9 protein-coding genes and 1 pseudogene are annotated in these 12,010 nt (G+C 58.7%); all 10 read left to right on the top strand.

Annotated elements, in window-relative coordinates; genetic code table 11:
- Window positions 1-163: 163 nt before the first annotated feature.
- The gene (locus tag QFX16_RS20060; protein ID WP_283181052.1) at window positions 164-646 is read left to right on the top strand and encodes a sigma-70 family RNA polymerase sigma factor; all 483 of its coding nucleotides are present in this window, start codon (window positions 164-166) and stop codon (window positions 644-646) included.
- Window positions 647-795: 149 nt separating this feature from the next.
- Entirely contained in the window at window positions 796-2,133 is a 1,338-nt protein-coding gene (locus QFX16_RS20055; protein WP_283181051.1) for a lysine N(6)-hydroxylase/L-ornithine N(5)-oxygenase family protein, read from the top strand.
- A gap of 42 nt (window positions 2,134-2,175) precedes the next feature.
- Window positions 2,176-2,653 (top strand): annotated as a pseudogene (locus QFX16_RS20050) (cation transporting ATPase C-terminal domain-containing protein); the annotation flags it as partial.
- 163 nt (window positions 2,654-2,816) lie between these two features.
- Entirely contained in the window at window positions 2,817-3,230 is a 414-nt protein-coding gene (locus QFX16_RS20045; protein ID WP_283181050.1) for a response regulator, read from the top strand.
- A gap of 115 nt (window positions 3,231-3,345) precedes the next feature.
- The gene (locus QFX16_RS20040) at window positions 3,346-3,972 is read left to right on the top strand and encodes a response regulator transcription factor (protein ID WP_283181049.1); all 627 of its coding nucleotides are present in this window, start codon (window positions 3,346-3,348) and stop codon (window positions 3,970-3,972) included.
- Between the two features lie 12 nt (window positions 3,973-3,984).
- Window positions 3,985-7,203: a transporter substrate-binding domain-containing protein gene (locus tag QFX16_RS20035; RefSeq protein ID WP_283181048.1), complete on the top strand. Its 3,219-nt coding sequence runs from the start codon at window positions 3,985-3,987 to the stop codon at window positions 7,201-7,203.
- 392 nt (window positions 7,204-7,595) lie between these two features.
- A complete protein-coding gene (sbnA, locus tag QFX16_RS29810; protein WP_439900093.1) occupies window positions 7,596-8,570 on the top strand; it encodes a 2,3-diaminopropionate biosynthesis protein SbnA in 975 nt (324 codons plus the stop codon).
- Window positions 8,571-8,576: 6 nt separating this feature from the next.
- The gene (gene sbnB, locus QFX16_RS29805; protein ID WP_439900092.1) at window positions 8,577-9,608 is read left to right on the top strand and encodes a 2,3-diaminopropionate biosynthesis protein SbnB; all 1,032 of its coding nucleotides are present in this window, start codon (window positions 8,577-8,579) and stop codon (window positions 9,606-9,608) included.
- Window positions 9,602-11,383, top strand: a complete 1,782-nt coding sequence (locus QFX16_RS20025) for an FAD/NAD(P)-binding protein (protein WP_283181047.1) — start codon at window positions 9,602-9,604, stop codon at window positions 11,381-11,383. The genes sbnB and QFX16_RS20025 overlap by 7 nt, the downstream gene beginning before the upstream one ends.
- The gene (locus QFX16_RS20020) at window positions 11,380-11,994 is read left to right on the top strand and encodes a glutathione S-transferase family protein (RefSeq protein ID WP_129437132.1); all 615 of its coding nucleotides are present in this window, start codon (window positions 11,380-11,382) and stop codon (window positions 11,992-11,994) included. Before QFX16_RS20025 ends, QFX16_RS20020 begins: the two co-directional genes overlap by 4 nt.
- Window positions 11,995-12,010 lie beyond the last annotated feature (16 nt).

The following is a 12,010-nucleotide window of genomic DNA, read 5'->3' as shown; positions in this document are numbered from 1 at the left end:
CAGGTTCAAGACTATTTGTCGGGCAAGGTGAAGCAATACTTTAAATCTATATGAGAATTACTATAAATTACGCACATCGAACTGCCACTATCGTGCCACTGCCCATTTCGGCGGTCGACGATCTGGCTCAAGGATAGAAACCGCACCCCTGCGGCCGGGAGTCATGTTGGAAAACTACTATCGCGAGCTGGTGTGTTTTTTGAACGCCAAGCTGGGCAACCGTCAGGTGGCCGAAGATGTGGTGCATGACGCTTATCTGCGGGTACTGGAGCGGTCCAGCGACACGCCGATCGAGCAGCCTCGGGCGTTTCTGTATCGCACCGCGCTCAACCTGGTGATCGACGACCATCGGCGCAATGCCCTGCGTCAGGTCGAATCGCTGGAAGTGCTCGACAACGAAGAGCGCTACTTCACCCCATCCCCTCATCACAGCCTCGATCACGGTCAACGCCTGGAGATGCTCCAACGTGCGTTGGCTGAATTACCTCGGTTGTGCCGCGAGAGTTTCCTGCTGCGCAAGATCGAAGGTCTGTCGCACCCGGAGATCGCCGAACACCTCGGTATTTCTCGCGCGCTGGTGGAGAAGCACATCGTCAATGCAATGAAGCATTGCCGTGTGCGGATGCGCCAGTGGGACGCCCATTGATCCCTCTGCCCCATCAAAAAACAGTATTAAATTTCTTTTCATTGTCCTCGTTCCATACCAACAGACGATCTGCTGTCCTGCTCAAGGCCGGTCAGGTCACTTAGGCTTACTCCCCGCTGCTTCGGGGGTTCATCCAGAGGACACTGGAAATGACACAGGCAATTGCATCGCCCATCGTTCACGACCTGATCGGCGTCGGTTTCGGCCCTTCGAACCTGGCGCTGGCCATCGCTCTGCAAGAGCGCGGGCCGAGCCAGGGCGAGCTGGATGTGCTGTTTCTCGACAAGCAGGCCGACTACCGCTGGCACGGCAACACCCTGGTGACCCAGAGCGAGTTGCAGATCTCCTTCCTCAAGGACCTGGTGACCCTGCGCAACCCGACCAGCCCGTACTCGTTCGTCAATTACCTCAAGCACCACGGTCGTCTGGTGGACTTCATCAACCTGGGCACCTTTTATCCGTGCCGCATGGAGTACAACGATTACCTGCGCTGGGTCGCCGGGCAATTTGAAGCGCAGAGCCGCTACGGCGAAGAAGTGCTGACCATCGAGCCGGTGCTGCACAACCAGCAGGTCGAAGCACTGCGGGTGATCTCGCGCGATACCCAAGGTCAGCAGCACGTTCGCACCGCCCGTTCGGTGGTGGTCAGTGCCGGCGGTACACCGCGCATTCCCGAAGCGTTCAAGGCGCTCAAGGGTGACAGCCGGGTGTTCCACCACTCCCAGTACCTGGCGCAGATGGCCAAGCAGCCGTGCGTGAACAACCAGCCGATGAGCATTGCGATCATCGGCGGCGGGCAGAGCGCGGCGGAAGCGTTCATCGATTTGAACGATAGCTTCCCGTCGGTGCAGGTGGACATGATCCTGCGTGGCTCGGCCCTGAAGCCGGCGGACGATAGCCCGTTTGTCAACGAAGTGTTCTCGCCAGAGTTCACTGATCTGGTGTTCCAGCAGGCGAGCAGCGAGCGCGAGCGTCTGGTCAACGAGTACCACAACACCAACTATTCGGTGGTGGACATCGACCTGATCGAACGCATCTACGGCATCTTCTATCGCCAGAAAGTCTCGGGCGTCGCGCGTCATGCGTTCCGTACCCTGACCACCATTGAAAAGGCCACCGCCACCGAGCGCGGTATCGAGTTGGCCGTGCGCAACAACGCCACCGGCGAAGTCACGGCCCGTCATTACGACGCCGTGGTGCTTGCCACCGGTTATGAGCGCCAGATGCACCGCAAACTGCTGGCGCCGCTGGAGCAATACCTGGGGGATTTCGAAGTCGATCGCAACTACAAACTGATCACTGACGAGCGCTGCAAGGCTGGCATTTATATGCAGGGCTTCTGTCAGGCCAGCCATGGTTTGAGCGACACCTTGCTGTCGATCCTGCCGATTCGCGCCGATGAGATTGCCGGTTCGTTGTATGACCATGGCAAGGCGCGTGGGCATGGCCGGTCGGTGATGGATTTACTGTTGGCGACTGCCAGCTAAGATTTTCGGCGCCTGTAATGGCGCCTTCGCGAGCAGGCTCGCTCCCACAAGGAACGAATCGTGCGTTTGTTCAAGGGCAACGGTCATGTGGTCGGTTTCATGGGCGACGGCATCCGCCAACATGCTCAAGTACATCAAAATGACCGTCAGCTCGAACTTCGACATCACCACGTTTGCCTTGATGTGGTACGTCTTCGACGCCAATACCCCGGACGATCAAACCCTGTTCCAGTCCGGCTGGTTCGTGGTCGGGCTGCTGACCCAGACGCTGATCGTGCACATGATCCGCACACCGAAAATCCCGTTCCTGCAAAGTCGCGCAGCGATGCCACTGATGGTGATGACTGGAATCATCATGGTCGTTGGCATCTACCTGCCGATGGGAGCGCTTGCGCACTACTTCAAATTACAGGCGCTGCCGTCGCTGTACTTCGTGTTCCTGCCGGTGATTTTGCTGGCGTACATGGGCCTGACGCAGGCGGTGAAAGGATTTTTTATTCGCCGGTTTGGCTGGCAGTAATGCTGCCAAATGTAAGAAGAACTGTGTTCGGACGGTTTTTGGACTTTAACTTCCCAAGTTACCGGACAAGAGCGCGGCTTTTAGGAAAAGTCCTACAGAAAGCTCGACGGGTCTTCCGTAGCCTTGCGCCCTCACGAATCTGACACTCTCCTGGGGGCCCACGTTGTCGAACAAAGCCTTACGTATCCTGATCGCCGACGAGTTGCATTTTCACCGCATGAAGGTCGAGCGACTGTTCAATCAACTCGACTACTACCGGATAGCACCGGTACACAGCCTTGAAGAGCTGTTGACCCTGGTCGAATACGGTTGCGAGCCATTTGATCTGGTGGTCATCAATGCCTCGCTGGCAAGCGGGGCGTTAAACCTGTTCGATTTTTTTCTTGATAACCAACAGGTTCATCACGCCTTGATCTATGACGTTCAGCAGGCGCAACTGCTGCCCATTCCTGCCTGCGTTCAACAGATGGTTGAGGTGAGCCACGCAATGCTGCCTGATCTGGCATCCATTCAGCGGCTGATGGCGATCATCGATCCTAGTCTACCGTTTGTCGGCACTGTCATTTCTGTCAGGTAGTTGCGCCCGGGTTTCCATGCAAAGGTCTTTGCGCAGCCAGTACGTTCAACCGGGCCGGGCCGAGCTTATGGGCATTGGTTGCTCAATCGTCGTTTTTGTTGCACAGGGAGTTGCCATGAAGTCAGTGCTGATTGTGGACGATCATCCGGTGGTTCGCGCCGCAGTCAAAATCATACTGGTGCAGGAGGGTTTCAAGCAGATATACGAAGCGGCGAGTGGTAATGAGGTCTTGCCGAAGATCCGCGAACACAAGCCTGATCTGGTGGTACTGGATCTGCTGATGCCCTCGCTCGACGGGCTGGATGTACTGGCGCGGATCAAGACCAGTGGGGTGCCCTGCCGAGTACTGGTCTTCACGTCCCAGGAACCTATGTTTTATCAGGATCGTTGCATGTACGCCGGCGCCGCTTCCTATGTCGCCAAGACCAATGATTTGCAGCATTTGCACAAAGCCGTGCAAGCCGTGATGGCCGGTTACACCTATTTCGCCCAGCTACCCTCGGCGTCGGTGTCGCTGAACTCGATACAACTGAGTGAAAAACAGTTGATCGATAAACTCTCCGACCGGGAACTGACGATCTTTCAGCATCTGGCCCGGGGCATCAGTAACAAGGCGATCGCTGAAATCATGCACTTGAGTCACAAGACCGTCAGCACCTACAAGACCCGTCTGGTTGGAAAACTCAACGTGGAATCGGCGGTGTATCTGAGGGATTTTGCCAAGCGTAATCACCTGATCTGAGTGAGCCCGATCATGCGCGATTATTTGTGGGCTCTGTTGCTGTTCTGTGGACTGGGGCCCCCGGTGACGGCGGCCGATGAGCCAACGCTTTTGCATGTGCTGGGGCGTTCCGCGGTGGAGGGGTATCAGGTCCAGCTGGATGAAAAAGACTGGCAGTGGTTGCGTGGCAAACGAGTCTTGCGCCTCGGGGTGTCGGGGCCGGACTACCCGCCGTTCGAGATCACGCGTAACGTTGATGAGCTGGAAGGCATCACCGCAGACTATGCCGCACTGTTGGGGCAGCTGTTGCACGTAAAAATCGACGTGCTTCGTTATCGCACGCGCGAGGCGGCCATGGATGCGCTCAAACGCGATGATCTGGACCTGCTCGGCACGTCCAACAACTTCGAGGTGGCTGACCCCGAGCTGACCCGATCCAGTGCCTATGCCGAAGATCAGCCGATGCTGGTTACCCGCCTGGACGACTGGATGCCCGTCGACCTCGCGGGCAAACGCATCGCCATGGTCGATGACTATCTGCAGGCGCAGACTGTCGAAGCCTTCTATCCCGATGCGAGCTTGCAACGCTACCCCTCGGCACTCGACGCGATCGGGGCGGTGGCGTTCGGGCTCGATGATGTGTACCTCGGGGACTTCATCAGCGCCAATTACCTCATCAATAACAACTACCTCAGTAACGTACGCCTGGTGGGACCTTCCGGCCTGGACGCCAATCCGTTCGGCTTTGCCTTCAGCCGGGGTAACCCACGTCTGAAAAGCATTGTCGATAAGGCTCTGGCGACGATTCCCATGGATCAGCGCACGGACATCGAACAGCGCTGGAGTGCCGGCAGAGCCAACATGGCGGGTCAAGAGCGAGTACGTTTGAGCGCCAGTGAACAACGTTGGCTGGATCAACATCCGACGGTGGAAGTCGGTGCCATCGAGAATTTTGCACCGCTGACTTTTTACGATGCCCAGGGACAACTCAGCGGGTTGACTGCGCAATTGCTGACGCTGATCAGCCAGCGCAGCGGCTTGACCTTCAAGGTGCAGCGGGGTAACTCCCTCGATCAGCAGATCCAGCAACTCAAGGACGGCAAGATCGACGTGTTACCTGTGGTCACGCCCAGTATCGAACGCGAAGTCGAACTGCGTTTCACTCGGGCCTACTTGAACAATCCGTTTGTACTGGTCAGTGCGACCCCCCCGGGAAGCCCAAGGACCCTCGATGACATGGCTGGTAAACGCCTGGCGATTTATCGCGGTCATCCGTTGCTCGGGTTCATCCGCGCTCGGGCGCCCAATGTACGTCTGGTCGAAGTGCAGAGTCCGGCGCAGGGTATGGAATGGGTGATCAAGGGCCAGGCCGACGGGGCAGTCAGCTCATTGATCGTGGCTCGGTATCTGATCACCCGGCAATACCGCGAGCGTCTGCGGATCAGCAGCACCGTGGGTGATGAACCGGCGCGTATCGCTCTGGCCACCAACCGAGGTGCGCTGGAGTTGCACTCGATTCTGAACAAGGCACTGCTGAGCATTTCGCCCCAGGAGATGGATGAGCTGTTAGCCCGCTGGAGCAATGATGTGGTGATCGATGACAGCTACTGGCTGCGTCATCGCCAAGGCATTCTCCAGGCGTTTGCCGCTGCGGGCGCTTTGCTGTTGCTCGCACTGGCCTGGATTGCCTGGCAGCGTCGGCAGATCACTCAACGCCAACAACTGCTCGGGCAATTGCAGGATGCCAAGAACGCCGCCGACGATGCCAACCGCGCCAAAACCACCTTTCTGGCGACCATGAGTCATGAAATCCGCACACCGATGAATGCCCTGATCGGCATGCTCGAACTGGCGCTGAAGCGAGCGGAAGAGGGCTTCACTGATCGCTCCGCCATCGAAGTAGCATCCAATGCCGCGCAGCAATTGCTGGCGTTGATCGGCGACATCCTGGACATCGCCCGCATCGAGTCCGGGCATTTGTCGCTGACCCCTGAGCGGGCCAATCTACGCACGCTGGTGGAGTCGGTGTGCCGGGTATTCGAAGGCCTGGCACGGCAGAAGAACTTGCAGTGGCGGGTCGAATTGGCCGAACACAGCGATCGTGACGTGTTAGTCGACCCCACCCGCTTCAAGCAGGTGCTGTCCAATCTGCTGAGCAACGCGATCAAGTTCACCCGTGAAGGTGAGGTGAGTCTGACACTGCGAGTAGAGCCCGGGGTGTCGGGGCATCTGGCAGTCAGTGTGCGTATTGAGGACAGCGGCATCGGTGTCAGTGTGGTCGATCAGCAACGACTGTTCAGCCCGTTCGTGCAGGCCGGTAACGGCCAGCAGTCAGGCCACAATGGCTCCGGTCTGGGACTGGTGATCAGCCGCACTCTGTGCGAAATGATGGGCGGCCGATTGCAGCTCGACAGCGTCCTCGGACTGGGTACGCAGGTCGACATCAGCTTTGATCTGATGGCGTTGCAACCGTTGGCCTGCAGCGAGCGGACCGATAGCGGATTGCAGGTGGCCACTCGGCTGCTGACGATTCTGGTGGTCGACGATTACCCGGCCAATCGATTGTTGCTCTCACGGCAGCTGAGCTACCTGGGGCATCAAGTGCTGGAGGTTGAGGATGGCGAGCGTGGTCTTGTGACGTGGCGCGAGCATGAGCTCGATTTGGTCATCACCGATTGCAACATGCCGGTGGTCAATGGTTATGAACTGGCGGGTGCGATACGCGATGAAGAGCGCGCTAATGGCTTGCCACCCACGCTGATTCTTGGGTTTAGCGCCAATGCGCAGCCGGAGGAAAAGATCCGTTGCCTTGAAGCCGGCATGGACGACTGCCTGTTCAAACCGATCCGGCTGGCCGATTTGAGTGCCTGGCTGGCGTCCCGATTTGTGAATGAGCCGCCAGCGCCGGTGGAAGAGCAAGCAACGTCCGAGATCGACTTGACCGGCCTGGAGCTCTACGTCGGTGAAGACCGGACGCTGATCAATCAGTTGTTGCGCGAACTGGCAGCAACCAACCTCTACGATCGCGATGATCTGCTTTCAGCGCACGTCAGTGGCAATCGTCACCGCCTGCAAGACCTGGCGCACCGCATCAAAGGCGGTGCGCGGATGGTTCGTGCAAAACGTTTGATCGAGTGCTGCGAACATCTGGAACGTGCCTGCGCCGAAGGGCGCGCGACGTTGATCGACGAGGCCGTCGATCAATTGCAACACGCCATGGCACGCCTGGATCAGAGCCTCAAGCGAGACTGACGCTTAATCCCAGTGGGGCGCGATGCCTTTGGGAATGGACACGAGTATCCCCGGCTGCACTGGGGGATACACCCCAACCTTAGCTGTACTGGAAAAAACCCGAAATCTGTATCTCTCCCCGCGTAGGAAAATTCGCCAGTATTTCTACAAGCCTTGGCGAGCCGATGAATGGCTCTACTTTGCGCCCCGCAACACTCTCGACGCTTACAGTCGGCAGAGCGTAATACCTGATTTTTTGAATAGATCGGCGTCCACCGCAAGGTCACTTCCTGTCCAGCTAAAAAATCTAAAAACAAACCCAGCAGGCGAACTGCATTTACTGCTTTTCAAACATTCCAGGATGAATGCTGGCGCCCCCGTGCGCCCGGCATAAGAGACGAAACGGACGACGTATGATCAAGCAACTTATCAATGAAGATAGTTATGTGCAGATTGGGGATCTTTGCAGCGCAACGATCCAACTGAAAATCGAAGGACTGAATCCTGCCGGATCAATAAAACTCAAAACCGCCCACGCCCTCGTTACGGATCTGGAAAACCAGGGCCGGATTACCCATAAAACTCGGCTGGTCGAATCTTCGTCGGGGAATCTGGGGGTCGCGCTGGCCATGGTCTGCGCCGCCAAGGGTTACAAGTTTGTCTGTGTGATCGACCCCAATATTTCTGCGCCGAACAGAAAGCTCATGCAGGCACTGGGTGCCGAGATGATCATGGTTGATCAGCGTGACGAGAACGGCGGCTACCTTAATTCGCGCATTCGTTTGATCGAGCAAATGGTCGCGCAAAACCCGGACTACATCTGGCTCAATCAATACAAGAATCCGACCAACCCCTTCGCCCACTATCAAGCGACGTCCAGGTCCATTGCCCATAAGTTTCCACACGTGGATTACTTGTTTGTCGGCGCTGGTACGACCGGCACGCTGATGGGCTGCAAGAACTACTTCGCCGAACATCATCCGCACACCAAAGTCATCGCCGTCGATACCGTCGGCTCGGTCACGTTTGGTCTACCGGGGGGTACGCGCCATATTCCGGGGCTCGGCACCAGCCGCCTGCCGGAGATATTCGAGCCGTCCGGTATTCACGACTTCCTGTCGATTCCCGAGGAACAGACGATCAAGGTCTGCCGCTGGCTGGCGCAACGCTACGGTCTGCTCTTCGGCGGCTCCACCGGCACTGTCCTCGCGGGTATCCAGCAATGGGCGCCGAACATTCGTCCCGACGATGTCGTTATGGCGATCTCCCCGGACATGGGTGAGCGCTACCTCGAAACCATCTATTCCGACGACTGGGTTTCCCAGCGCATCGGCCCAGCAGCGCTGCATCCACTTTTCCCAGAAATCGCTCTGGCGCTTTCGGCGTAATTCCCAATGACCACTCAGACTTCGATTCAACCGTTCCACGTCATTCCCGGCGCAGTCGTCAAGGACATACTCAACGGACTTCGTCAGGAAGCCATCGAGATCGTCGCGCAGACTTACCTGACCCATGAACGCGGCGAAACCGTTAATCCCGACAGTTACTTTCTGCGTTTTCCGGCGGAACCGGCGAACCGGATCATTGCCTTGCCGGCGGCGATCGTCGACAGCGAGGGCGATCAATCGGTCTCCGGGATCAAGTGGATTGCCAGTTATCCCGATAACATCAAGTCGGGCATTCCGCGCGCGTCGGCGGTGCTGATCCTCAACGAACCGGACACTGGCTATCCCTATGCCCTTCTGGAAGGCGCGCTGATCAGCGCGGTGCGCACGGCGGCGTCGGCGGTGCTCGGCGCCTGGTGGCTCAATGGCCAACGCCGCAGCGCGCCAAGGCTGTCGATCATTGGTGGCGGGGTGATTTCCCGTAACATCCTTGAGACGTTCATCGCCGACGATTGGTCTTTCGACAGTGTCGGCATTCATGACCTCAACCTCGAATCCGCTCAAGCACTGGCCACATTCGGCGAACAACTCGGCCTGCCGGATGTGCGGCTGTTGTCGCTTGCAGACGCACTGACCGCCGACATCGTGGTGTTCGCGACCAGTGCCGGCGAGCCTTATGTCAAAGGCAGAGGGACATTCCGCCCGGGGCAGATCGTGCTGAACATCTCGCTGCGTGATATCGGCGCAGAAATCATCGAGGAAAGTTACAACTACTTCGACGACGTCACCCATTGCCTGAAAGCCAATACCTCGCCGCACCTGGCCGAGCAGAAGTATGGTCATCGCAAGTTCGTCACCGGCACCGTGGCGCAGCTGATTCGCGGCGATCTGCAAGTCGCCACGGACAAACCGCTGATCTATTCGCCGTTCGGCATGGGCATTCTCGATCTGGCGATTGGCCGAATGATCCACGACATCGCGGTCAAGGACGCTTCGGCTGTCGCCATTCCATCCTTCTTCGGGGAGGAGCGCAGATGGTGAAGGCGCCTCTGCACATCGGCCTGGTCGGCTGCGGATCGCGCGGGCTGTCGATTTTCGAACGCCTGTTGAGCCTTGCTGAAGAGCGCCCGGAGCAACCCGTCGTCATCGACATTTTCGATCCCAATGTGCTCGGTAGCGGCGCGCATTGGCCGGACCAACCGGACTACCTGCTGCTCAACACCGTTGCCGGCCAGCTCGGGGTATTCCCGGATGCGGCAGCATTCGGGAACCTTGCGGATGCGCGGGAACGATCGGGGCCGGATTTCCTGACGTGGTGCCGCGCGCAGCGGCTCAAGGTCGATCCGGACAGCGGCTTGCTCGCCGCCAATGGACGCGATGTCGAGCCGCAGGACTTCCTGCCGCGTCATTTGCTTGGTGCTTACCTGGCTGACGCCTTTGCGCAATTCTTCGCCACGGCCCCTCAGTGGGTGAGCGTGAATCTGCATCAACAAGCCGTCACGGCTGTCGAGCGCAACGAGGATCATCAGTACCTTCTGAAAAGCGCTTCAGGGGCTGCGGTGACGGTGGATCAGCTGATCCTGACGGTCGGCCACACCGGTCGCCTGCAAACTGCTGATCACAAACGCGTCGAGAACATCTATCCGCTGCCTCGCAGCCTCGATGCCATTGAGCCCGGCGAAACCGTGCTGATCGAAGGTCTGGGACTGGGCGCGATGGACACCTTGGCGGCGCTCACCTCTGGACGGGGCGGACACTACAAGCGGATGGCCGACGCCAGTCACGCCTATGAACCGTCAGGTCGCGAGCCGGTGATCTTTATTCAGTCGCGGGACGGGCTGCCGTTTCGAACCCGTCCCAATGGCCTGATAGAAAATCCCCGCCACCAAGCCGTGCTGCTGACGAGTGCGCGCATCGAAGCCTTGCGCGCGAATGCACAAAACCGACAACTGGATTTCGAGCAGGACATCCTGCCGCTCATGCTGCTGGAGATGCGGGCTGCAGCCGTCGCCGTCCTGCACGGCCAATCAGGGCCGGAGCAGGTGCTGGCACAACTCAGGGCCGTCAGTGTTGCGGGCAGTCCCGGGGTTGTCGCTTGCGAAGCGTTGCTGCGCGATTACGAAGCTACCTGCGGCTCGATCAATCCGCAGGCGCTGATCTGGCACGCACTGCCCGACGACGTGACGCCTTACAACTATCACGCCTGGATCTACGACACGATCGAAGCTGACCTGTACGAATCGCGGCTTGGGCGTGGGGAATCAGCGATCAAAGCGGCCATCGAGGTCTGGCGCGATCTGCGTGACCGACTGCGCGAAGCCGTGGATTTCGACGGGCTGACCGACGCCTCGCATCGCCAGTTCTACGGCCGTTGGCACAAGGCGATCAACCGCCTCGTCGCCGGCCCGCAGAAAGAGCGCCACGCCGACCTGCTCGCCCTGTGTGACGCGGGCCTGCTGACGTTCCTCAAGCCCGGCTCACGACCTGCGATAGACAACTTCCGGCGTGTTGCCGGCTATGTCCAGGGCAGTGGCGTGACCAACAGCGACAGCGCGCCGGTGCGCGATCTCGCGCGACTGGGCCTGATCCGTCCGAGGAGCAACGAGCCGGGTATCGACGGCATCGATGTCGATGCGGCGTGTCATCCCAAGTCGATTTCGGGCGAACCGGTACGCAACATCTGGGTACTCGGCCCGCTCGCCGAAGGCTCTTGCTACTACAACCACTACGTCACCTCGGCGGGTGCGCCCTCGCGTCTGTTCATGGACGCCCATCGCGCGGCCACTGCAATCCTCCAGGCAGGTACTCCAGCATGAAACTTTTCTACCAGACGCATTCGCCCTACGCCCGCAAAGTACTGGTGCTGGCTCACGAACTCGGGATTGCTTCGAACCTGGAAGTCATCCACCACGAGACCAGCCCGACGTCGCCTAATGAGGTCATCTACAAGGCCAACCCGTTGGGCAAAGTACCGGTGCTGATGCTGCCCGACGACACGGCGCTGTTCGACTCCATCGTGATTTGTGAATACCTCGACGACCTGAGCGACGGGCCGAAACTCATCCCGGCAAGCGGCCCCGAGCGCTATAAGGCGCTGCGCCTTCAGGCCTTGGCGCAGGGCATGTGCGATGTCGGCATCAAGCTGCGTTGGGAAGTCGAGCGTCGCCCGGAGGCCTTGCGCTATCCGGCCTACGCCGACGGTCAAGCCTTCAAACTCAAAGAGGCTTACCGCTTCATCGAAGAACACGTCGACCTCAATGGCCCGATCACCATCGGCCACATTGCCCTGGCGACTGCGCTCGACTGGATTGCCTTTCGCCAACTATCGGACTTTTCCGCTCAAGCACGCCTGACCGAGTGGTATCAGACTTTTTGTGAGCGCGCGTCCATGCGGGCGACCGAGTACAGCGGGCAGACTCACGATTAAGTTAAGGAAAACTGTG

The sequence above is a fragment of the Pseudomonas svalbardensis genome, from assembly GCF_030053115.1.
Classification (GTDB): domain Bacteria; phylum Pseudomonadota; class Gammaproteobacteria; order Pseudomonadales; family Pseudomonadaceae; genus Aquipseudomonas; species Aquipseudomonas svalbardensis.
The sequence above is the reverse complement of the archived record's forward strand: the minus strand, read 5'-3'. Positions and strand labels throughout refer to the sequence as shown.

Bases quoted from the DNA above. Each gene is read 5' to 3' on its own strand.
- QFX16_RS20020 (WP_129437132.1), top strand. From the start codon at position 11,380: ATGAAACTTTTCTACCAGACGCATTCGCCCTACGCCCGCAAAGTACTG.
- QFX16_RS20040 (WP_283181049.1), top strand. From the start codon at position 3,346: ATGAAGTCAGTGCTGATTGTGGACGATCATCCGGTGGTTCGCGCCGCA.
- sbnB (WP_439900092.1), top strand. From the start codon at position 8,577: ATGACCACTCAGACTTCGATTCAACCGTTCCACGTCATTCCCGGCGCA.
- QFX16_RS20060 (WP_283181052.1), top strand. From the start codon at position 164: ATGTTGGAAAACTACTATCGCGAGCTGGTGTGTTTTTTGAACGCCAAG.
- QFX16_RS20035 (WP_283181048.1), top strand. From the start codon at position 3,985: ATGCGCGATTATTTGTGGGCTCTGTTGCTGTTCTGTGGACTGGGGCCC.
- QFX16_RS20025 (WP_283181047.1), top strand. From the start codon at position 9,602: ATGGTGAAGGCGCCTCTGCACATCGGCCTGGTCGGCTGCGGATCGCGC.
- QFX16_RS20055 (WP_283181051.1), top strand. From the start codon at position 796: ATGACACAGGCAATTGCATCGCCCATCGTTCACGACCTGATCGGCGTC.
- sbnA (WP_439900093.1), top strand. From the start codon at position 7,596: ATGATCAAGCAACTTATCAATGAAGATAGTTATGTGCAGATTGGGGAT.